We start from the raw sequence: 22,765 nt of genomic DNA, 5'->3' as shown, positions 1-22,765 counted from the left end.
CCCCCCCCCCCCCACCCCCCCCCCCCCCCCCCCCCCCCCCCGCGCGCCCCCCCCCCCCCCCCCCCCCCCCCCCCCCCCCCCCCCGGGGCAGGGACGCCCCGTCGCGGCGGCCCGCTGCGTAATATCGGAGTGAGGGCATGCCGAGCCACAGCGAGGCACCGAGTGGTGGGGCAAGAGCGTTTTACTTTTGTGCTTTTCAAAAGTGACCCGCTGTAAGAGCGGAACCGATATAAGCCATAACCTCAACAACGGATATGCACCCAAAACCCTCACGATGCAGGCACCTCGGTCCCTCAGACACACCGAATGCGACGCCATCGCGAGCAACCTCGCTGCCACACGTGCACTCAACCCATTTAATTTTCAACGCGCATGGCTTTTTTTCACTGGCCAAAGGTCAACATCCTTCAAGCACCTTTGAACCCAGGAGTAAGCCCCCCATGACCACCCCCAAGGCACTGTTGATCCTCCACGGCAAACAAGCCCTGAACGAGGATGTACGCGCAGCCGTCACGGCCCAACGTGAACTGGGCTGGGAGTTGGCGGTGCGGGTCACGTGGGAGGGCGGCGACGCCCAGCGCCTGGTCAATGAGGCGCTGGCCGATGGTTACACGCACATCATCGCCGGTGGCGGCGACGGCACCTTGCGCGATGTGGCTGAAGCCATGGCGCTGGCCAAAACCGACGCCAGCCTGGTGATGATGCCGCTGGGCACCGCCAATGACTTCGCCCGCGCTGCCGGCGTGCCGCTTGAGCCCGCACAGGCGTTGGCGCTGCTCGATGTAGCGCCCAGGGCGATCGACCTTGGCCAGGCGGGCGAGCAAATGTTCCTCAATATGGCCACCGGCGGCTTTGGTAGCCAGGTCACCGCCAACACCTCTGAAGACCTGAAAAAAGTACTCGGTGGCGCTGCCTACCTGTTCACCGGCCTGACGCGTTTCAGTGAATTGAAGTCGGCTTACGGCGAACTCGAAGGGCCGGGTTTCCACTGGAAAGGCGACCTGCTTGCACTGGGTATCGGCAACGGTCGGCAGGCGGGTGGCGGGCATGTGCTGTGCCCTGGCGCGCTGGCCGACGATGGCTTGCTCGACATCAGTATCTTGCCGGCGCCGCAGGAAGTGGTCGGCACGCTGCTCACGCTGATGAGCGACGGCTGGGGCCTGGACAGCATGTTTGTACGCGCGCGCCTGCCTTGGGTCGAGATCAAGGTGGCCGAGGGGCTTTACATCAACCTGGATGGCGAACCGCTGAAGGGCGATGACCTGCGTTTTTCCGCGCTGCCCAACGCCCTGCGCGTGCACCTGCCCGTGGGTTCGCCGTTAGTCGTCCAGGCTGATGATCTGCTCGCGAATGGCGAATAACACCAGGCCCGCCACATCGAATATTTGCAGGCGCTTCATGATTTGCGAGCGATGCGCCTCCACGGTCTTGATGCTCAAGCCGAGGCCGTGGGCGATTTCCCGGGTGGATTTGCCGCGCACGATCAAACGCAGAATTTCCAACTGGCGCGGCGTGAGGTTGTGGCTGTGGGCGACAGGCGAGGCCGCGCCCTGGCTGCGGGTCAGCGCCTGATTGATCACCGTGTGGGCAATGGCGGGGCTGAGGTAGCGCTCGTTATTGCGCAAGGCCGTCAGCGCGTGTTCCAGTTCGTTGCTCGTGGTGTCTTTGAGCAGGTAGCCGTGAGCACCCGACTCCAGCGCACGCATGATCAGCTCCGGGTCGGTGTGCATCGACAGGATCAGCACTTTGCTTTTGGGGTAGGCGGCCTTGAGTTGCTGTAGCGCGTCCAGGCCACCCGTGTGTTTCATCGACAGGTCCAACAGCACGATGTCCGGCTGCAGGGCCGTGTACTTTTCCAGCAATTGCGCGCCATCGCTGGCTTCGCCAATGACCGTATAGCCTTGGGTATCCTCGATCAGCGCGCGTACGCCGGCGCGGATCAGTGCGTGGTCATCCACTAAAAGTAACGTACAGGTCACTCGAGAACCTTAGGGGAACTGGCCCGTTCGAGGGCGCGCGGCGCCCAGGGGAAAAGCGCGTCGATCCGGGTGCCGTGGCCTGGCTGGCTGCTGACCGACAAGGTGCCGCCCAACTGATCGACCCGCTCACACATGCCGGCCATGCCCCGTTGGCCTTGCGCAGAAGGGTTGGCGGCAGGCCAAAAGCCCATGCCGTCGTCAAACACCATCAGCGACAGGCCTTCGGGCAGGCGTTGCAGGCGTACCCGCAAATTATGCGCTTGGGCATGGCGCAGCATATTGGTGACCGCTTCCTGGGTGATACGAAATGCTGCCACCGCCATTTCTTCCGGGATACCGGTCAGCCGTTGCCGGCATTCCAGGCTCCAGTGAACCGGGGTGTTTTCCAGGGTTTTGAGCAGGTGCGCGCGCAGGCTCGCTTCGAGGCCCAGGCTGGCCAACTGGCGCGGGTTGAGGATAGCGGACACGTCGCGCACCTTCGCCAAGGTTTCATTCAGCGTGTTGCACAGCACCGTGCATTGGCTTTGCAGGTCTTGTGGCAAGCGGCGCTTGAGCCATTCGCTTTGCAATTTGGCGGCCGTCAGCAGTTGGCCGATGTCGTCATGCAGCTCGCGGCTGAGGCGATGGCGTTCGTTTTCCTGCACTTGCAGCAGGCGGTCGGCCAGTTCCTGCGGCTGGAATTTAATCGATTTGCGCGAGCTCCATTGTTGCAAGCCCAGCACCACCAGGGTCGCCAGGTTGAGCAGCAAAATGAGCAACGGCAACGGTGCGCTGTGGCTGTAGGCCCACAGGCTGACCAGCAGCGAACCAAGGCACAGGACGAGGACCATGCTGCGTGCATTGCTGCGCGATGTGGACCTTGCGATAAGCGACTTTAGTTTGGCGTACATAGCGGATGGAGCCAATGAGGTTTGCTGCGGGAAGACCGGTCACGGCGAATGACCGGGCCTTGTTTGGAATACGCTGTTGAAACGTTTTTATACATGATGAAGTTAAGCCACTTCGCGCTGGCCATAGTACCACCACTATTACCGTTGGTCGCCTGGCGACTCGCGTGACAGGCTGACTAAACAGGCAAACATCGTGCGCCCTGATCCCGGTTCAAAGAGTCTCAGAGTGCAAAGGCGGCAGGGGGATTAATTAAGTAGGTGTGTAGCATTTTTAGCGCTGATGGCTAATTGATATGTTTTGCCCGCGCAGCCGTTTGAACCCGCAGGCATATAGTCGTTTTTAGATAGCAAAGATATTAAATGCGACCTGGTCAGCACTCAAAACGCTTGATAAGCGACCGGTGCGGACCGATTTCTTTTTGTGGGATTTGCGCGATGACCGCCTCAATCAGCCGGGTTTGTTCGCCGTCGTCCAGGCTCAGCTCGCCGGTTCGGGGGTCGATCAGAGCCAGTTGCCACGCCACTAGCGTCAGGCAGTCATGCAAGGCATTTAGCGCCTGGTCATGCAGCTGCATCGGGCTCACGGCGTTGGTCATCGGGCATTCGATCAGCCGGCAGAATTGGCTGATAGCGTGCAGGGACAAGCCTTCGGCTTTTTCAGCGATTTTCGCAAGGCACGTTTTCATGCAGTCGATGGCATCGCTGTCGTTGCGGATCAAATGCAGATGGTTCAAACACTCCTGCGATTTGGCCAGGAGCATTTCGGCTTCCAGCAAAAACTCGGGAAGTGCAGTTTGCCATTCATTTGCGCTTTTCATCGTGAAAGTCTCCGCAACATAAGGTCGGGCGATGAGAAGCCGCGCCGGGTGAATGGCGTAAAACTAACGCTGAAATAAGTTTGAAGCTTGTAGCCCGATTCTGAAAATTCAGTAGGACGTTTATTAGATTGATCACAATGGCTGCGCAGGTGCCAGGTTATCGGGGGCGATTCCACAACTTCAGTTGCCGCCACGTGAAAGTCTGAAAGACCCGTGGGCCGTGGGCTTGGTATGGCAAACAAAAGCCTGACTCCATTCATGCAATGAGAATGGCGTCACATTAATGGCTATTAGATATTGCGAATATCAGGTTAGACCTGATTGCGTATAGGGGAATCCCTTACTGCAGGGAACCTCGCGTCGATTTTCAGGTCGAGCGATGATTCTGCAGTAAGCCATGATGTCAGTGTGACATCAATGAGATTACGTGGCATTTTACCGGGTCAAGCTCTGGCGCTTACGGCCGATAACCAGCGTAGCAGCAGAGCTTGCTCGCGCAGAACTCAAAGACGCTGGGCCTGACAGGCGAGGCGCGTTCTCGTTGGCGATGATCGCTAACAAGCTTAATTGAGCTGCACAACCCCTTAGCGCATCAGGAGCTTTTAATGGCCAGCATTCTCGACACTGTAGATCAACGCACGCAACTGGTGGGTGAGAATCGCCTGGAAATTCTCATGTTTCGCCTGGCTGGGCGGCAACTGTTTGCGATCAACGTGTTCAAGGTGCAGGAAGTGTTGCAGCTGCCCAAGCTGACACTGATGCCCCAGCGCCACCCGTTTGTGTGCGGCGTGGTCAACCTGCGCGGCCAGACCCTGCCGGTGATCGACTTGTCCCAGGCCATCGGCATGCGCCCGCTGGTGCCGGGGCCGAACAGCACGATTATCGTCACTGAGTACAACCGCTCGGTGCAGGCGTTTTTGGTCGGCGGTGTTGACCGCATCGTTAACATGAACTGGGAAGCTATCCTGCCGCCACCGGCGAGCGCCGGCCGTCAGCATTACCTCACGGCCATCAGCAAGGTCGATGACCAGTTGGTGGAAATCATCGACGTCGAAAAAGTGCTCGCCGAAATCGTGCCGTACAACGCCAAGGTCTCCCGCGAAAAACTCGAAGACCCAGTGCTGGAACGCGCGCGCGGCCGCGAAGTGCTGTTGGTCGACGACTCCAATGTGGCCCTGTCGCAACTGCGTGACACCCTTGGCCAACTCGGGGTGAATATGCACGTTGCGAGCGACGGCCTCAAGGCGCTGAATATGCTCAAAGCCTGGGCCGACAGCGGCCAGGTGATGACCGACAAACTGCTGATGATTTTCACCGACGCCGAAATGCCCGAGATGGACGGCTACCGCCTCACCACCGAAATCCGCAATGACCCGCGCCTGCGTGGGCTCTACGTCGTGCTGCACACCTCGCTGTCGGGCAGCTTCAACGACTCGATGGTGAAGAAGGTCGGTTGCGATAACTTCCTGTCCAAATTTCAGCCGGACAAGTTGGTCGACGTGGTGCGTCAGCGCCTGATGCTGGACGAAGCATAGGCTTGAGCTTAGGGTGACGGCTTTTACCCTCAGGAATGCAGGCTCATGCTCCGTCTCAGCGCGCTGTACCGTTACCCCTTGAAGTCCGCCAAGGCCGAGGTTTTGCAACGCATCAGCCTGGATAAACTGGGGCTGGACGGGGATCGACGCTGGATGCTGGTCGACGAAGCCAGCGGGCGGTTTCTCACGCAGCGGGCGGTGGCGAAGATGAGCCAGTTGTCGGCGTTGTACAACAGCGCCGGTGGCCTGACCCTGAGTACTTCAGGCGTTGCGCCGCTGGATGTCGGCCTGCCCGACAGTGATGCCGAGTTGCGCGGTGTGACCATTTGGCGCGATACGTTGCGCGTGCCGGATGCGGGCGATGCGGCGGCGGCGTGGGTCACTGACTTTATCGGCAAGCCAACCCGCCTGGTGCACGTGCCGCTTGCGCGGGCGCGCAGCACCGAAGCCGGTTATGGCCGGGACGACGATCAGGTCGGCTTTGCCGATGGCTTCCCGCTGCTGCTGATCGGCCAGGCGTCACTCGACGACTTGTCGCAACGCATCGGCCGTCCCATGGAGATGCTGCGTTTTCGCCCCAATCTGGTGATCGAAGGCAGTGCTGCGTTTGCCGAAGATGGCTGGAAGCGCGTGCGCATCGGCGAGGTTGAGTTTCGCGTGGTCAAGTCTTGCTCACGCTGCGTGCTCACAACCCTCGACCCCGCCAGCGGCGAACGCAGTGCGGACCGGGAACCCTTGACCACCCTCAAGACTTACCGCGAGCAGGACGGCAACGTGCTGTTCGGCCAAAACCTGGTCAACGATGGCGTGGGGCACCTGGAGGTCGGCATGCCGGTGACCCTTCTTGAGTAGTGCGTTGCGCGCATAAAAAATGCCCGTCTCCTGCGAGACGGGCATTTTTTCAGCGGCAAACGTTTAGCCGCGGTATTCGCACAGGTAAGCGGTGTCTACCGCAACCTTTAGCTGGAACTTGCTGTTGGCCGGTACATTGAACTGGCTGCCGGCGTCGAAGGTTTCCCAAGTGTCGGCGTAGGGCAACTTGACGGTCAAGGCGCCGGACACGACGTGAATGATTTCACGCTGGTCAGTACCGAACTCATATTCACCCGGGGCCATTACGCCGATGGTCGCCGGACCTTCTGCGGTGCCGAAAGCGATCGACTTGACGGTGCCGTCGAAGTACTCGTTGACTTTAAACATGGGCGATTCCTCGAAACAGGGGCTGTAAAGGTTGGCCAGTATGCCCAAGGCCAGGGGAGCTGCCTAGACCGGCAAAATCAGCGGCAGCAGGCGCGCGGTATTGCGCGCATCCTCCAGCGCCCGATGTTGCTGGCCCTGAAACTGCATCCCCGCCAATTGCAGGGCGCCATTGAGCCCGAGCGGTTTGTCCAGTCGCCGCGCCTTGGCAAAACGCTGCTTGAGGTTCACATGCAGCGTTTGCGCAAGCGCACTGTTCAAGCCATGGCGTTGCCATTCGAGCTCAAGTTGCTGGCGATCATAGTCACCCCAACTGGCCCAGCCTTCCAGGTGTTTTTGATGCTGGCCCAGCCAGCGTTCGAACAACGGCCACACCTCGGTGAACGCTGCCGCGCCGTCAATATTGGCTTGGGTGATGTGCGTCAGTTGACGGCAGAACGGCGTCAACAGTGGCCGACGCAGTGGCCGCACAAAACGCTGAAAGTGATCCAGCTCGCGGCCCTGGCGGTTTACCAGGCTCGCGCCGATTTCGATGACTTCCATCTCCGTCACGGGCCAGCCGCCTTCATCCGTTGTGGCTTCAAGGTCAATAATCAGCCAATGAGGCATCGCGCAGGTTCCCGTACTCGTCCTTTCCTGATGGGGATAGAGTAGCCCGGCCTTGTAGTTCCGCCCAGCGCTGATTCAATCTCCCCGTCAATTGACAGTGCCCACGCTCTGCGTGGTCATGCCGCTTGGCACGCTGTGCGCCCCGCCTTTGACGCGGATCAAGGCGCAAGCTATTAATTTACCGGTGAAAAGTTGTCTCACCTGACAAAAACGCCTAGCTTATCGCCCTCAGAGTATTAAACGGTGTGTGCCTCAATGTTTTCGCCATGGCGGCTGGCTGCAGGACTAACTTTATGGGCACTGGGCAGCGCAGCGTGGATGCCGGCGTCGGCTGCGCAAATGGTGAGGATAGGCGCCGCGCATTTTCCGCCGTATACCGTGCGCCCGGAGCAAGGCGCCGACACCGGGATATTGCCGCAATTGGTGGAAGCGCTGAACGCTGCGCAAACCGACTACCAGTTTGTGCTGGTGCCAACCTCGATTCCGCGGCGCTTTCGGGATTTCGAGCAAGGCCGGGTCGACATGGCCATCTTCGAAAACCCCGACTGGGGCTGGCAGAACATTGCGCACACCAGCGTCGATATGCACCTTGAGGATGCAGAAGTGTTCGTCGCCGAGCGTAAGCCAGGGCGCGACCAGCTTTATTTCGCTGACCTTTCCGGCAAGCGTCTGGCGGTGTTCAGCGGCTATCACTACGCCTTCGCCAACTTCAACCCCGACCCCAAATACATGGCCGACCATTTCAACGCCACGTTGACCTATTCGCATGACAGCAACCTGCTGATGGTGGCGCGCGGGCGTGCCGACATCGCGCTGGTGACTCGTTCGTACTTGAGTGATTTCATGGCGCGTAATGCAGAGATGGCCGGGCAGTTTCTGGTCTCAAAACGCATTGACCAGGTGTATCACCACTACGCGTTGCTGCGGCCCAAGGCGCCGATCAGCGGTGCGGTGTTTGCCGACCTGCTCAAGCGGCTGCGCGACAGCGGGGAGCTGTTGAAGATCTTCGAGCCGTACCGCATCGACGTGATGGCGCCGCACTGAGTCCACGGCCCGCTCAAACCGCGATCAGACCCGCCGTGCAAACGTGTCGCTGTGTGTGCCCGAGACCTTGCGGCAGTGCACCAGCGCATCGCGAATCATGAAGTTCACCAAGGTCGGCGATACGCCGAGTTCCTTGGCGATGTCCTTTTGCGGCACGCCATGCAGGCGGTACATCTCGAACGCGTAACGGGTGCGTTGCGGCAACTCCGTCAGCGCGTCGGCGATGTTTTCCAGGGTGTTGAAATTAATGTGCGAGTTTTCCGGTGACGCGCCGTGGATAACCACATTCAAGCCTTCCTCTTCCGTCCCGGAGTATTTGAGCTCCAGCGCTTGCTTGCGGTAGTGATCAATCGCCAGGTTGCGCACGATCTGGAACAGATAACTCAATTGGGCCTTGAACGATGAGGTGATCGTCGGTGCCGATTGCAGGCGGAAATACGCGTCCTGCACGACGTCTTCGGCGCGCGAGCGGCAGCCGGTAATACGGGCCGCGATCTTCACCAGAATCAAACGATTGTCGACGAATGCCTGAAGAAGCGGTGAGTCGCACCTGCCTGTGGATACTTGTTCCGTCATGGAAATCACCTGGTCGCAAAATGGGTTAGGGGAGGGCGTCCGTGCTGAAGCCTCCTACACATCGGGCAACAAATTATGCTTAATGATAATGATTGTCAAATGAGAAGACGAACCAATCTTATGCCTGCGCGGTAGGTGTGAACCCCGTCTCGCTGCTGTGAAGGACTAATTATCTGCCGACGCCGTCCGTTCTCATGGGTGACAGGTCCGTTAGCTGAAGGGCCAAGGATCAGCGCCCGCAGGAGGACGAAATGGGTTTTTACCGTGCATACAAGGTGTTTCAGTTTGGCGCCCTCAAGCGATGAGCGCCGCCACTCGACTGCGGCTGTTTTGCCTGCCTTATTCGGGGGCCAGCGCCATGGTGTATGCGCGTTGGCGTCGGGCTTTACCGGATTGGTTGCAGGTCTGCCCGCTGGAACTGCCTGGGCGCGGCATGCGCATGGATGAGCCGTTGCAGCGCGACATCAAGGCGCTGGCTGCGCAATTGGCGGCTGAAATCAGCCGTGACCTGAACACCCCGTATGCCTTGTTCGGCCACAGCCTTGGCGGCTTGTTGGCGTTCGAATTGGCGCATGCGCTGCGTGAACGCGGTTCACCCGCGCCGCTGGCGTTATTCGCCTCAGGTACGGCTGGGCCGGCGCACCGCGATGTCAGCGAATACGCCCTCGAAAAATCCGATGAGCAACTGATCACCCGCCTGCGTGAACTGCAAGGCACCGCCGAAGAAGCCCTGGCCAACCCCGAGTTGATGCAGTTGATGCTGCCGATTCTGCGCGCCGACTTCCTGCTGTGCGGCAGTTTCAACTATGGCCGGCGCGAGCCGCTGGGCATGCCGATTCACGTGTTCGGCGGCAAGCAAGACAGCGTGCGCGCCGACCAGTTGCTCGACTGGCAGGCGGACGCGGCCAGCGGCTTTTCGCTCGACATGTTCGACGGTCACCACTTTTTCATCGTGCAGCACGAAAGCGCCGTGCTGCGTTGCCTGCGCCGCTATGCCGAGGAGCACCTGGCCCGCTGGCGCAGTGTTGCGACGCGGCAAGTGGCCGCTGGCTGAACAGCCGCGCTGTCGATTTTTTGTAGCCGATTTTCCCGTAAGCCGATTTCAGGCAGGAACCCCATGATGGACGCCTTCGAACTTCCCCGCACTCTGGTCCAGTCTCTTCAACGTCGCGCCGCGCAGACCCCGGATCAACTGGCCTTGCGCTTTCTCGCCGAAACCGCCGAGCACACGGTGCTGCTCAGCTACCGCGACCTGGACCAGCGCGCCCGTACCATCGCGGCGGCCTTGCAGGCCAATGCGGCGTTGGGCGACCGTGCGGTGCTGTTGTTCCCGAGTGGCCCGGACTACGTCGCGGCGTTCTTTGGTTGCCTGTACGCCGGGGTGATTGCGGTGCCGGCGTATCCACCCGAGTCCACTCGCCGTCATCACCAGGAGCGCCTGCTGTCGATCATCAGCGATGCCGAACCGCGCCTGCTGCTGACCATCGCCAGCCTCGGCGACGGCCTGGCGCAGCTTGAGGGCGCGCCGCCGGTGTTGCGCGTCGACACCCTCGATGCACAGATCGCCGACGGCTGGGTCGAACCCGAACTGCACGCCGACGACATCGCCTTCCTGCAATACACTTCGGGCTCCACCGCGTTGCCCAAGGGCGTGCAAGTCAGTCACGGTAACCTGGTGGCCAACGAAGTGCTGATCCGTCGCGGTTTTGGCATCGACCTGAACCCGCATGACGTCATCGTCAGTTGGCTGCCGCTGTACCACGACATGGGCTTGATCGGCGGGTTGCTGCAACCGATTTTCAGTGGCGTGCCGTGCGTGCTGATGTCACCGGCGTACTTTTTGGCGCGGCCGCTGCGCTGGCTGGAAGCGATCAGCGAATACGGCGGCACCATCAGCGGTGGTCCGGATTTCGCCTACCGCCTGTGCAGCGAGCGGGTCAGTGAGTCGGCGCTGGAACGCTTGGATTTGAGCCAATGGCGCGTGGCGTATTCGGGCTCCGAACCGATCCGCCTCGACACCCTGGAACGCTTCGCCGAAAAGTTCGCCGCCTGCGGTTTCAGCGCGAATAACTTCTTTGCTTCCTACGGGCTGGCCGAGGCGACCTTGTTTGTCGCAGGCGGCCGCCGTGGCCACGGCATCCCGGCGTTGCGCGTGGATGACCAAGCGCTGGCCAGCAACCGCGCCGAGCCGGGGCAGGGCACTGCGATCATGAGTTGCGGCACCCACCAACCCGACCACGCGGTGCTGATTGCCGACCCGCACACCTTGAGCGAACTGGCGGACAACTGCGTCGGTGAGCTGTGGGCCAGCGGCCCGAGCATCGCCCATGGCTACTGGCGCAACCCCGAGGCCAGCGCCAAAACGTTTGTGCAACAGGCTGGCCGCACCTGGCTGCGCACCGGCGACCTGGGCTTTATCCGCGAAGGCGAGGTGTACATCACCGGCCGCCTGAAAGACCTGCTGATCGTGCGCGGCCACAACCTGTACCCGCAAGACATCGAGCAAACCGTCGAGCGCGAAGTCGACGCGGTACGCAAGGGCCGTGTCGCCGCCTTTGCGGTGAATGACCAAGGCCTCGAAGGCATTGGCATTGCTGTGGAAATCAGCCGCAGCGTGCAGAAAATCCTGCCGTCCGAGGCGTTGATCAACGCCATCCGCCAAGCCGTGGCCGAGGCCTGTCAACAAGCCCCGAGCGTGGTCGTACTGCTCAACCCTGGCGCATTGCCGAAGACTTCCAGCGGCAAAGTGCAGCGTTCGGCGTGTGCGCTTCGCCACGCCGATGGCAGCCTCGACAGCTATGCGCAGTTCCCGGATCTGCGCGTGCAGGTGAGCGATGCGGCGCTTGAAACCAAGCTGCAACAGCAGATTGCGGCGATCTGGTGCGAGCAATTACACGTGTCGACGGTCGCCGCTGACGATCACTTCTTCCTGCTCGGCGGTAACTCCATCAGCGCCACCCAAGTGGTCGCGCGTCTGCGTGAACACCTCGGCCTGGAACTCAACCTGCGCATGCTGTTTGAAGCGCCAACGCTGGCGGCCTTTGCCGCGAATGTCGCGCACTTGCAGCACGCCGGCGGCGTTGTTCAAGGCACGATTCACGCCCTGTCGCGCCAACACGAGCTGCCGCAATCGCTGGCACAAAACCGCCTGTGGATCACCTGGCAACTCGACCCGCACAGCAGCGCCTACACGATTCCCGGCGGCCTGCGCCTGCGCGGTGAGTTGGATGAAGACGCCGTGCGCGCAAGCTTCGAGCAACTGATCCAGCGCCACGAAGCGCTGCGCACGCGCTTCTACGAGCGCGATGGCCAGGCGTTCCAGCGCGTCGATGCAACCACTGACTTTGACTTGCGCGTTATCGACCTGCGCGACCTGCCCGAGGCTGAGCGCGAAGCGCGTGCGCTACAGATTCGCGAAGAGCAGGCGCGCACCTCGTTTAACCTGGAAAAAGGCCCGCTGTTTTGGGTGACGCTGGTGCGCCTGGACGATGAAGACCACCAGTTGCTGGTCACGCTGCACCACATCATCGCCGATGGCTGGTCGCTGACTGTTCTTATCGACGAATTCTCGCGCCTGTACGCCGCCGCCGCGCAGGGCCAAACCCTCGCGCTGCCGCCACTGGCCTTGCAGTACGCCGACTACGGCAACTGGCAGCGTGAATGGCTGGCCGCAGGTGAGGGCCAGCGGCAACTGGCATATTGGCGGGAACAGTTGGGCGATGAGCATCCGACCCTGAGCCTGGCCACCGACCACCCACGCGCAGCGCAACAGCGCCATAGCGCCTCGCGCCACAGCGTGCGCTTGAGCGTAAACCTCAGCGCGGCGCTTCGCCAAACCGCCCAAGCCCACCAAGCCACGCCGTTCATGCTGTTGCTGGCGGCATTCCAAAGCCTGCTGTATCGCTACAGCGGCCAGCGCGATATACGCATCGGCGTGCCGAATGCCAACCGTCCGCGCCAGGAAACCCAGGGTTTGGTCGGCTTTTTCATCAATACGCTGGTGCTGCGCGCCGAACTGGACGGGCGCCTGCCGTTCGATCGGCTGTTGGCCGCAACCCGCCACGCGGCGTTGGGTGCGCAAGCGCATCAAGACCTGCCGTTCGAACAACTGTTGGAAGCCTTCCCGCAAGCCCGCGAACAAGGCCTGTTCCAGGTCATGTTCAACCACCAGCAACGCGACCTGAGCGCTTTGCGCCGCCTGCCGGGCATGCTTGCCGACGAGCTGCCGTGGCACAGCCGCGAAGCCAAGTTCGACCTGCAACTGCACAGTGAAGAAGACCGCAACGGGCGCCTGAGCCTGTCTTTTGATTACGCCGACGAGTTGTTCGACAGCGCAACCATCCAGCGCTTGGCCGAGCACTACATCAGCCTGCTGCAAGGCGTCTGCGAGCAACCGCAACACGCCATTGGCGACCTGAAGCTGATGCACGCAGGCGAAGTGCAGCTGTGCAGCGAAGCGCCGTGCACCCCGGCGCAGGTGTGGTTGCCCGAACTGCTCAACCAACACACCTCGAATAACCCCGCACTGGTTTGGCAAAACGGCAGCCTGACGTTCGCCCAGTTGCACACCCAAGCCAACCGCCTGGCGCATTACCTGCGCGACAAAGGCGTTGGCCCGGATGTGTGCGTGGCCATCGCCGCCGAGCGTTCGCCGCAACTGCTGGTCGGCTTGCTGGCGATCATCAAGGCCGGTGGCGCCTACGTACCGCTCGACCCGGACTACCCCGCCGAGCGCCTGGCCTACATGCTGCAAGACAGTGGCGTGCACCTGCTACTGACGCAAAACTCGCTGCTTGAGCTGCTTCCGGCCACCGACGGCGTGTGCGTGATCGCCATGGACAGCCTGCACCTCGACAGTTGGCCGACCCAGCCGCCGGGCCTGCACCTGCACGGCGACAACCTTGCGTACGTGATTTACACCTCCGGCTCCACCGGACAACCCAAGGGCGTGGGCAACACGCACGCGGCGCTGGCCGAGCGCCTGCAATGGATGCAGGCCACTTACCCACTGAACGACAGCGATGTGCTGATGCAAAAGGCGCCGATCAGTTTTGACGTGTCGGTGTGGGAATGCTTCTGGCCGCTGATCACCGGTTGCCGGCTGGTGCTGGCCGGCCCCGGCGAGCATCGTGACCCGCAGCGCATCGCGCAGTTAGTGCAAGACTTTGGCGTGACCACGCTGCACTTTGTGCCGCCGCTGTTGCAGGTGTTTATCGACGAGCCGCAGGCGGCCGAATGCACCAGCGTGCGCCGCCTGTTTTCGGGTGGTGAAGCGTTGCCCGCCGAGTTGCGCAACCGCGTGCTGGCGCGCTTGCCGGCGGTGCAATTGCATAACCGTTACGGCCCGACGGAAACCGCGATCAACGTCACCCACTGGCACTGCACGGCCGAGGATGGCGAGCGCTCGCCGATTGGCCGGCCGCTGGGCAATGTGATCTGCCGCGTGCTGGACGAGCAACTCAACCCGCAGCCTGCCGGTGTGCCCGGTGAGCTGTGCATCGGCGGCATCGGCCTGGCACGCGGCTATTTGGGCCGCGCCGGGCTGACCGCCGAACGCTTTGTTGCCGACCCGTTGGGCGCGGCGGGCGCGCGCCTGTACCGCACCGGTGACCGTGTGCGCTGGGGCGCGGACGGGGTAATCGAATACCTCGGTCGCCTCGACCAGCAGGTCAAGCTGCGCGGCTTTCGGGTCGAGCCGCAAGAAGTCGAAGCGCGCCTTTTGGCCATGGCCGGTATCGCCCAAGCCGTGGTGTTGGTGCGTGATGCGCAACTGATCGGCTATTACACCGCGACGCTTGAGCTGGACGCACAGGCAGTCAAAACCGCCCTGGCCGCCGAGCTGCCGGACTACATGGTGCCTGCACAGTTGATGCGTCTCGACGCGATGCCCCTCAGCCCAAGCGGCAAACTCGACCGTCGCGCATTGCCGGAACCGCTGTGGCAAACCCGCGAACACGTTGAACCTGAAACCGCGTTGCAGCAGCAAATCGCCGCGATTTGGCGCGAAGTGCTCGGCCTGCCACGCATCGGCCTGCGTGACGACTTTTTCGCCCTCGGCGGCCACTCGTTGCTAGCCACACAAATTATCTCGCGCACCCGTCAGGTGTGTGACGTCGAACTGCCGCTGCGCACCTTGTTCGAGGCCAGCGAGTTGGCGGCGTTTGCCGAGCAAGTCGGGCTGATCCAGGCCTCGGGCCAACGCAACCAGCAAAGCGCAATCGCCAGGGTCGACCGCAGCCAGCCGGTGCCGTTGTCTTATTCGCAGCAACGTATGTGGTTCCTTTGGCAGATGGAACCGCACAGCCCGGCCTACAACGTCGGCGGCATGGCGCGCCTGCGCGGGGTGCTCGATGTGGGGCGTTTCGAGGCGGCGTTGCAAGCGCTGATCATGCGCCACGAAACCCTGCGCACCACCTTCCCAAGCGTCGACGGTGTGGCGTATCAGCGGGTCTCTGCGCAAACCGGCTTGCGCATGGACTGGCAGGATATTTCGGCGCTGAATGAAGCCGAGCGTCAACAGCGCCTGCAAAAACTCGCCGACCATGAAGCCCACACGCCCTTCAACCTGGAAACCGGGCCGTTGCTGCGCGCGTGCCTGGTCAAAGCCTGCGAGCGCGAGCATTACCTGGTGCTCACCCTGCACCATATCGTCACCGAAGGCTGGGCCATGGACATCTTTGCGCGTGAACTCAGCGCATTGTACGAGGCCTTTATTGATGAACGCTTGTCGCCGCTGGCGCCGTTGCCGGTGCAGTACCTCGACTACAGCGTGTGGCAGCGCGAGTGGCTGGAGGCGGGTGAGCGCCAGCGCCAACTCGACTACTGGACCGCGCAACTGGGCGACGAACACCCGTTGCTCGAACTGCCCGGCGACCGCCCACGGCCGCCGGTGCAAAGCCACCAGGGCGAGCTGTACCGCTTCGACCTGAGCGACGAACTGGCCGCCCGCGTGCGTGCCTTCAATGCCGAACGTGGCCTGACCTTGTTCATGAGCATGACCGCCACCCTGGCCGTGTTGCTTTACCGCTACAGCGGCCAGACCGACCTGCGCATCGGCGCGCCGGTGGCCAACCGCATTCGCCCGGAAAGCGAAGGGCTGATCGGCGCGTTCCTCAACACCCAGGTACTGCGTTGCCAACTGACCGGGCAGATGACAGTGGCTGAGTTGTTCGAGCAGGTACGCCACACCGTGATCGAAGGTCAGTCCCATCAGGATTTGCCCTTCGACCATCTGGTGGAAGCGCTGCAACCGCCGCGCAGCGCGGCGTATAACCCGTTGTTCCAAGTGATGTGCAACGTGCAGCGCTGGGAATTCCAGCAGAGCCGCCAACTCGCCGGCATGGCCGTCGAGTATTTGGCCAACGATGCGCGTGCGACCAAATTCGACCTCAACCTGGAAGTCACCGACCTCGACCATCGCCTGGGTTGCTGCCTGACGTACAGCACCGACCTGTTCGATGAGCCGCGCATTGCGCGCATGGCTGAACATTGGCGCAACCTGCTTGAAGCGTTGATTGCAGGTCCCGAGCAACGCCTCAGCGAACTGCCGTTGCTCACCACCACCGAGCAACGTGCGTTACAGCACAGCTTGGGCGCCGAGCCCGGCGAGCATCGCCTCGACCAGTGCATCCATTCACTGTTCAGCCAGCAAGCGCAGGCGCGTGCCGATGCGCCTGCGTTGACCTTTGCCGGCGTGACCCTCAGCTACCGTGAACTGGACACGCGCGCCAACCGTTTGGCCTGGATGCTGCGTGAGCGCGGCGTCGGCCCACAGGTGCGCGTCGGCCTGGCGCTGCCACGCTCGCTGGAAATGGTTATCGGCCTGCTGGCGATCCTCAAGGCCGGCGGCGCCTATGTGCCGCTGGACCCGGAATACCCGCTGGACCGGCTGCATTACATGATCGAAGACAGCGACATCGGCCTGTTGCTCAGCGACGCGGCGATGTTCCAGGCGCTGGGTGAGCTGCCAGTGAATGTGGCGTGCTGGTGCCTGGAAGATGACTCGCCGGTGCTGGCGAATTACCCGGCGAGTGAACCGCCGTTTATCAGCCTGCCGCAACACCAGGCCTACCTGATCTACACCTCCGGTTCCACCGGCAAGCCCAAAGGCGTGGTGGTGAACCACGCTGAAATCGCCATGCATTGCCAGGCCGTTATCCAGCGCTTCGGCATGCGCCCTGACGACTGCGAGCTGCACTTTTATTCGATCAACTTTGACGCGGCCACCGAGCGTTTGCTGGTGCCGTTGCTCAGCGGTGCGCAGGTGGTTTTGCGTGCTCAGGGCCAGTGGGACGCCGAGGAAATCTGCGGGTTGATTCGCGAGCATCGCGTCAACATTCTGGGCTTTACCCCGAGCTACGGCAGCCAGTTGGCGCAATGGCTGGCGACTCAGCAGCAGACCCTGCCGGTGCGCATGTGCATCACCGGCGGCGAAGCCTTGACCGGCGAGCACCTGCAACGCATTCGCGCAGCGTTCCAGCCTGCGGTGTTTTTCAACGCCTACGGCCCCACCGAAACCGTGGTGATGCCGCTGGCCAGCCTGGCGCCGGAACAGTTGGAAGAAGGCGCCAGCAGCGTGCCGATTGGCAGCATTATTGGTGCCCGCACCGGCTACGTTCTCGACGCCGACCTGGCGCTGGTGCCGCACGGTGCCACCGGCGAGTTGTACATCGGCGGTGCCGGCCTGGCGCAGGGTTATCACCAGCGTCCGGGCATCACCGCCGAGCGTTTTGTCGCCGACCCGTTTGCCGCAAATGGCGGGCGTTTGTACCGCACCGGCGACCTGGTGCGCCAACGCGCCGATGGCCTGGTGGAGTACGTGGGCCGTATCGACCATCAGGTCAAGATTCGCGGTTTCCGTATCGAGCTGGGTGAAATCGAAACGCGCTTGCTGGAACACGCGGCGGTGCGCGAAGCGGTGGTGCTGGCGCTGGACTCGCCGAGTGGCAAGCAATTGGTGGCGTACCTGGTCAGCGACGCCGACCACGTCACCTTGCGTGATGCGTTGAAGGCGCACCTCAAGGCACAGTTGCCGGATTACATGGTGCCCGCGCACTTGATTGTGCTCGACAGCATGCCGCTGACCGCCAACGGCAAGCTCGACCGGCGTGCCTTGCCGCAACCCGACCCCGAGGCCAACCGCCAACACTACGTCGCGCCACGCAACGCGCTGGAACAAAGCCTCGCGGCCATCTGGTGCGCCGTGTTGAACGTGCAGCAAGTCGGCCTGCACGACAACTTCTTTGAACTGGGCGGCGATTCAATCCTGTCGATCCAGGTGGTCAGCCGTGCGCGGCAGGCCGGGATTCATTTCAGCCCGCGCGATTTGTTCCAGCACCAGACCGTGCAAACCCTGGCCGCCGTGGCCACCCGCAGCGAGCAGTTCAGCGCCGAGCAAGGCCTGTTGACCGGGCCTTCGGGCCTTACGCCGATCCAGCATTGGTTCTTCGACACCGACATCCCGGCGCGTCAGCACTGGAACCAGGCGTTGCTGCTGCAACCCCTGCAACTGCTCGACCCGCATCGCCTGGAGCAAGCCCTGTTGGCGGTGCTGGAACACCACGATGCGTTGCGCCTGAGCTTCATCCAGCGCGATGCGCAATGGCACGCCGAGCATTTGGCCGTGCCCGAAGGCAGTGTGCTGATGCAGGCGCAGGTGCGTGATATGGCGCAGTGCACCGCGCTGTTTACCGACACCCAACGCAGCCTCGACCTGGCACACGGCCCGTTGCTGCGCGCCTTGTTGGTCGACGGCCCACAAGGCCAGCAACGCCTGCTGATCGCGGTGCATCACCTGGTGGTGGACGGCGTGTCTTGGCGCGTATTGCTTGAGGATGTGCAAAGCGTTTACCGCCAACTCAGCGACGGCCAGTCTGTCAGCCTTCCTGCCAAGACCAGCGCGTTGCGTGATTGGGCCGCGCGGTTGCAAGCGTATGCCGGCAGCGAGTCGCTGCGCGAAGAGTTGAGTGTGTGGCAAGGCCAATTGGCCGGGCCTGCGGTCAGGCTGCCGGTGGATCGCCCGCACGGTTCACTGCGCAACCGTGATGCCGACACGCTCAGCGTGCGCCTCAGCGCCGAGCACACTCGCCAGTTGTTGCAACAGGCGCCGAGTGCCTACCGCACCCAGGTCAACGACTTGCTGCTGACCGCGCTGGCCCGCGTGCTGTGCCGCTGGAGCGGCCACGACTCGGCGTTGATCCAACTCGAAGGGCATGGCCGCGAAAGCCTGTTCGATGACATCGATCTGACGCGCAGCGTCGGCTGGTTCACCAGTGCTTATCCATTGCGCCTGACACCGTTAGCGGAGCAGGGCGCATCGATCAAGGCAATCAAAGAGCAACTGCGTGGCGTGCCGCACAAAGGCTTGGGCTACGGCGTGCTGCGTTACCTGGCAGACGACCTGTGCAAACACAGCATGGCCGCACTGCCGGGCGCCGATATTACCTTCAACTACCTTGGCCAGTTCGATCAGAGTTTCGGCGCCGATGCGCTGTTTCACCCACTCGATGAATCTGCAGGCCAAGCGCATGACCCGCACGCGCCGCTGCCCAATCAGTTGAGCGTCGACAGCCAGGTGTATGGCGGTGAACTGGTGCTGCGCTGGACCTTCAGCCGCGAACGGCATGACCTGCAGACCATCCGCGCATTGGCGGATGCCTACGTGGCTGAACTGCACAGCCTGATCGCGCATTGCTTGCAGGATGATGCCGGCGGCCTCACGCCGTCCGACTTCCCGCTCGCGCACCTGACCCAACCACAACTGGATGCCTTGCCGGTGCCAGCCAGCGTGATTGAAGACGTCTACCCGCTGACCCCGATGCAGGAAGGCCTGCTGCTGCACACGCTGCTGGAACCGGGCACCGGCCTCTACTACATGCAGGACCGTTACCGCATCAACAGCGCGCTGGACCCAGAACGTTTCGCTCAAGCCTGGCAGGCCGTGATTGCTCGCCACGAAGCCTTGCGCGCATCGTTCTGCTGGAACGTCGGCGCAAACATGCTGCAAGTGATCCATAAACCCGGCAGCACCCCGATTGACTACCTGGACTGGAGCGCCGACCCGCACAGCCAACACGAACCGCGTCTGCAAGCGCTGCTCAAGGCCGAGCGTGAAGCCGGCTTCGATCTGCTCAACCAGGCACCGTTCCACCTGCGCCTGATTCGTGTGGCTGAAGCGAGCTACTGGTTCATGATGAGCAACCACCACATCCTCATCGATGCCTGGTGCCGTTCGCTGCTGATGAATGACTTTTTCGACATTTACATGGCCCTCGGCGAAGGCCGCGAGGCGCAGTTGGCCACGCCGCCGCGCTATCGCGACTACATCGCCTGGCTGCAACGTCAGAACCTCACCCAGGCGCGCGAATGGTGGCAGCAGAACCTGCAAGGTTTTGAGCGCACCACGCCGATCCCGAGCGACCGGCCGTTCCTGCGTGAACACGCAGGCCACAGCGGCGGCATGCTGGTGGGCGATTGTTACACCCGCCTGGAGGCACGCGACGGCGCGCAATTGCGTGAACTGGCCCAAGCCCATCAGCTCACCATCAACACCTTCGCCCAGGCCGCATGGGCGTTGGTGCTGCGCCGTTTGAGCGGCGAGCGTGACGTGCTGTTTGGCGTCACAGTGGCCGGTCGCCCGGTTGAAATGCCCGAGATGCAACGCACCGTCGGCCTGTTTATCAACAGCATCGCGCTGCGCGTCAAACTGCCCGAAGACGACCAGCGTTGCAGCGTGCGCGAGTGGCTGAGCGGCTTGCTCGACAGCAACATGCAGCTGCGCGAGTACGAATACGTGCCGTTGGTGACGCTGCAGGAACTCAGCGAATTGCCCAAGGGCCAGCCGCTGTTCGACAGCCTGTTCGTGTTTGAAAACGCACCGGTAGAAGTCTCGGTGCTCGACCGCGCGCAAAGCCTGAATGCGACCTCGGATTCGGGCCGCACGCACACTAACTTCCCGCTGACGGCCGTGTGTTATCCGGGCGATGAGTTGGGCCTGCACCTGTCGTACGACCAGCGTTACTTCGACGAAACCACCGTGCAAGGCATGCTCGGCGAGTTCAAGCGCCTGCTGCTGGCGCTGGTGCAGGGCTTCCATGGCGACATGGCCGACCTGCCGTTGATTGGCGCGCAAGAACGTGAGTTTCTGTTGCATGGCTGCAACCAGAGCGAGCATGACTACCCGCTTGAGCGTAGTTACATCGAGCTGTTTGAAGCGCAAGTCGCCGCGCATCCGCAGCGCATCGTCGCCAGTTGCCTCGATCAGCAATGGACCTATGCCGAGTTGAACCGGTGCAGTAACGGGCTGGGCCACGCGTTGATCGCGGCGGGCGTGGGCCTGGATCAACCGGTGGCGTTGTTGGCCGAGCGTAACCTCGACCTGCTGGGCATGATCATCGGCAGCTTCAAGGCCGGTGCCGGTTACCTGCCACTCGACCCTGGCCTGCCGAGCCAGCGTTTGAGCCGTATTATCGAGCTGAGCCGAACGCCGTTGCTGGTGTGCAGCGAGGCGTGCCGTGAGCAGGCCATTGAACTGCTCGAAGGCAGCGACTGCCAGTTGCTGGTGTGGGAGGAAGTGCCTGGCCGTGGTGAAAACCCCGGTGTTTACAGCGGCCCGGATAACCTCGCGTATGTGATCTACACCTCGGGCTCCACCGGCTTGCCCAAAGGCGTAATGGTGCAACAGCGCGGCATGCTTAATAACCAGTTGAGCAAGCGGCCGTACCTCGATTTGAGCGACGCCGATGTGATCGCGCAGACCGCCTCGCAAAGCTTCGATATTTCGGTGTGGCAGTTCCTCGCCGCGCCGCTGTTTGGCGCACGCGTGGCCATCGTGCCGAACACCGTTGCGCATGACCCGCAATGCTTGCTGGCGCATGTTCAGGCGCAAGGCATCAGCGTGCTGGAGAGCGTGCCGTCGCTGATTCAGGGCATGCTCGCCGAGGAACCCATGAGCCTTACCGGCTTGCGTTGGATGTTGCCGACCGGTGAAGCAATGCCGCCGGAGCTGGCGCATCAGTGGTTGTTGCGTTACCCGCAAATAGGCCTGGTGAATGCGTATGGCCCGGCGGAATGCTCGGATGACGTGGCGTTCTTCCGCGTTGATTTGGCGTCGACGCGTGGCACGTACCTGCCGATCGGCACACCGACTGACAACAACCGTTTGTACGTGCTTGATGGCGAGCTCGCGCTGGTGCCGCAAGGCGCGGTCGGTGAGTTGTGCGTGGCGGGTGTGGGGGTTGGCCGTGGTTATGTCAGCGACCCGTTGCGCACCGCCCAAGTGTTTGTGCCGAACCCGTTTGGCGCACCGGGCGAGCGCTTGTACCGCACGGGCGACCTGGCGCGTCGGCGCAGCGATGGCGTGCTGGAATATGTAGGGCGCATCGACCATCAGGTGAAGATTCGTGGCTACCGCATCGAGTTGGGTGAAATCGAGGCGCGCCTGCATGAGCAGCCGCTGGTGCGTGATGCGGCCGTCGGCGTGCAGGAAGGCGTCAACGGCAAGCACTTGGTGGGCTACCTGGTGGCGGCTGATGCAACGCTGAGCGCAAGTGAGCGGCTGGACCGCATCAAGCAACACCTGCGCGCCGAGCTGCCTGAATACATGGTGCCGCTGCACTGGTTATGGCTCGACCGTCTGCCGCTGAATGCCAACGGTAAACTCGACCGTAACGCCTTGCCGGTGTTGGAGATGGGTCAACTGCATGACCAAGACTACGTGGCGCCGCGCAATGCGTTGGAAACGACCTTGGCAGGCATTTGGGCCGAGGTGCTGAACGTCGAAAAGGTGGGGGTGCACGACAACTTCTTCGAACTGGGCGGGCACTCGTTGCTGGCCACGCAGATTGCCTCGCGCGTGCAGAAAACCCTGCAACGGGATGTGCCGCTGCGGGCGATGTTCGAATGCAGCACGGTGGCGGAGTTGGCCGAGTACATCGATGGGCTGGCAGCGAATGAGATCAGCGCGGAGAAGGTGGATCGGTTGAGTGATTTGATGGCGGAGCTGGAGGGGTTGTGATGGGGGTTGCAGGCTAGGGCATCTATCAAGATCACAAGAGTGATTTGCCTACACAGCCGATGTGCTTTTGCGTTTTGTGGGAGCGGGCTTGCTCGCGATGGCG

The 22,765-nt window shown here is 62.1% G+C and carries 12 protein-coding genes; 6 read left to right on the top strand and 6 right to left on the bottom strand.

The window, feature by feature from the left end; all coding sequences use genetic code 11:
* Positions 1–440 precede the first annotated feature (440 nt).
* Positions 441–1,361, top strand: coding sequence for a lipid kinase YegS (gene yegS / locus ACOZK9_RS25855; protein ID WP_058415097.1), 921 nt, complete (start codon positions 441–443; stop codon positions 1,359–1,361).
* Here the strand turns inward: yegS and ACOZK9_RS25850 are convergent.
* The 3 genes from ACOZK9_RS25850 to ACOZK9_RS25840 form a co-directional block, all read right to left on the bottom strand.
* A complete protein-coding gene (locus ACOZK9_RS25850) occupies positions 1,320–1,979 on the bottom strand; it encodes a response regulator transcription factor (protein ID WP_058415096.1) in 660 nt (219 codons plus the stop codon). The two genes, yegS and ACOZK9_RS25850, sit on opposite strands and share 42 nt — an antisense overlap.
* Positions 1,976–2,869 carry a sensor histidine kinase gene (locus ACOZK9_RS25845; protein ID WP_152750919.1) on the bottom strand — a complete coding sequence of 298 codons (894 nt, stop codon included), beginning with the start codon at positions 2,867–2,869 and terminating at the stop codon, positions 1,976–1,978. The genes ACOZK9_RS25850 and ACOZK9_RS25845 overlap by 4 nt, the downstream gene beginning before the upstream one ends.
* Positions 2,870–3,240: 371 nt before the next feature.
* Positions 3,241–3,687: a hypothetical protein gene (locus ACOZK9_RS25840; protein ID WP_421556872.1), complete on the bottom strand. Its 447-nt coding sequence runs from the start codon at positions 3,685–3,687 to the stop codon at positions 3,241–3,243.
* Between the two features lie 605 nt (positions 3,688–4,292).
* Here ACOZK9_RS25840 and ACOZK9_RS25835 point away from each other — a divergent pair.
* Complete coding sequence (locus tag ACOZK9_RS25835; protein WP_058415093.1) at positions 4,293–5,222, top strand: chemotaxis protein CheV; 930 nt, start codon at positions 4,293–4,295, stop codon at positions 5,220–5,222.
* A 45-nt stretch (positions 5,223–5,267) separates the two neighbouring features.
* Positions 5,268–6,074 carry an MOSC domain-containing protein gene (locus ACOZK9_RS25830; RefSeq protein WP_421556871.1) on the top strand — a complete coding sequence of 269 codons (807 nt, stop codon included), beginning with the start codon at positions 5,268–5,270 and terminating at the stop codon, positions 6,072–6,074.
* 63 nt (positions 6,075–6,137) lie between these two features.
* On the opposite strand, the gene ppnP is transcribed toward ACOZK9_RS25830, so the two are convergent.
* Complete coding sequence (ppnP, locus tag ACOZK9_RS25825) at positions 6,138–6,422, bottom strand: pyrimidine/purine nucleoside phosphorylase (RefSeq protein ID WP_421556870.1); 285 nt, start codon at positions 6,420–6,422, stop codon at positions 6,138–6,140.
* Positions 6,423–6,485: 63 nt separating this feature from the next.
* Positions 6,486–7,028 carry a 3'-5' exonuclease gene (locus ACOZK9_RS25820; RefSeq protein ID WP_058415090.1) on the bottom strand — a complete coding sequence of 181 codons (543 nt, stop codon included), beginning with the start codon at positions 7,026–7,028 and terminating at the stop codon, positions 6,486–6,488.
* Between the two features lie 255 nt (positions 7,029–7,283).
* On the opposite strand from ACOZK9_RS25820, the gene ACOZK9_RS25815 reads away from it, so the two are divergent.
* The gene (locus ACOZK9_RS25815) at positions 7,284–8,072 is read left to right on the top strand and encodes a substrate-binding periplasmic protein (protein ID WP_152745983.1); all 789 of its coding nucleotides are present in this window, start codon (positions 7,284–7,286) and stop codon (positions 8,070–8,072) included.
* 24 nt (positions 8,073–8,096) lie between these two features.
* Here the strand turns inward: ACOZK9_RS25815 and ACOZK9_RS25810 are convergent, their stop codons facing one another.
* The gene (locus ACOZK9_RS25810) at positions 8,097–8,648 is read right to left on the bottom strand and encodes an RNA polymerase factor sigma-70 (protein ID WP_058415088.1); all 552 of its coding nucleotides are present in this window, start codon (positions 8,646–8,648) and stop codon (positions 8,097–8,099) included.
* Between the two features lie 301 nt (positions 8,649–8,949).
* Here ACOZK9_RS25810 and ACOZK9_RS25805 point away from each other — a divergent pair, with 301 nt between their 5' ends.
* Both ACOZK9_RS25805 and ACOZK9_RS25800 read left to right on the top strand, forming a co-directional pair.
* Positions 8,950–9,702 carry a thioesterase II family protein gene (locus ACOZK9_RS25805; protein ID WP_421556869.1) on the top strand — a complete coding sequence of 251 codons (753 nt, stop codon included), beginning with the start codon at positions 8,950–8,952 and terminating at the stop codon, positions 9,700–9,702.
* Between the two features lie 63 nt (positions 9,703–9,765).
* Positions 9,766–22,662, top strand: a complete 12,897-nt coding sequence (locus tag ACOZK9_RS25800; protein ID WP_421556868.1) for a non-ribosomal peptide synthetase — start codon at positions 9,766–9,768, stop codon at positions 22,660–22,662.
* Positions 22,663–22,765: the final 103 nt, after the last annotated feature.

It is taken from the genome of Pseudomonas kitaguniensis, from assembly GCF_049199985.1.
GTDB lineage: Bacteria > Pseudomonadota > Gammaproteobacteria > Pseudomonadales > Pseudomonadaceae > Aquipseudomonas > Aquipseudomonas kitaguniensis.
This window is presented reverse-complemented; position numbering and strand designations above follow the sequence as displayed.

Excerpts from the sequence above, each read along its gene's own strand:
- yegS (WP_058415097.1), top strand. The coding sequence starts at position 441 with ATGACCACCCCCAAGGCACTGTTGATCCTCCACGGCAAACAAGCCCTG.
- ACOZK9_RS25845 (WP_152750919.1), bottom strand. The coding sequence starts at position 2,869 with ATGTACGCCAAACTAAAGTCGCTTATCGCAAGGTCCACATCGCGCAGC.
- ACOZK9_RS25840 (WP_421556872.1), bottom strand. The coding sequence starts at position 3,687 with ATGAAAAGCGCAAATGAATGGCAAACTGCACTTCCCGAGTTTTTGCTG.
- ACOZK9_RS25835 (WP_058415093.1), top strand. The coding sequence starts at position 4,293 with ATGGCCAGCATTCTCGACACTGTAGATCAACGCACGCAACTGGTGGGT.
- ACOZK9_RS25830 (WP_421556871.1), top strand. The coding sequence starts at position 5,268 with ATGCTCCGTCTCAGCGCGCTGTACCGTTACCCCTTGAAGTCCGCCAAG.
- ppnP (WP_421556870.1), bottom strand. The coding sequence starts at position 6,422 with ATGTTTAAAGTCAACGAGTACTTCGACGGCACCGTCAAGTCGATCGCT.
- ACOZK9_RS25820 (WP_058415090.1), bottom strand. The coding sequence starts at position 7,028 with ATGCCTCATTGGCTGATTATTGACCTTGAAGCCACAACGGATGAAGGC.
- ACOZK9_RS25815 (WP_152745983.1), top strand. The coding sequence starts at position 7,284 with ATGTTTTCGCCATGGCGGCTGGCTGCAGGACTAACTTTATGGGCACTG.
- ACOZK9_RS25810 (WP_058415088.1), bottom strand. The coding sequence starts at position 8,648 with ATGACGGAACAAGTATCCACAGGCAGGTGCGACTCACCGCTTCTTCAG.
- ACOZK9_RS25805 (WP_421556869.1), top strand. The coding sequence starts at position 8,950 with ATGAGCGCCGCCACTCGACTGCGGCTGTTTTGCCTGCCTTATTCGGGG.
- ACOZK9_RS25800 (WP_421556868.1), top strand. The coding sequence starts at position 9,766 with ATGATGGACGCCTTCGAACTTCCCCGCACTCTGGTCCAGTCTCTTCAA.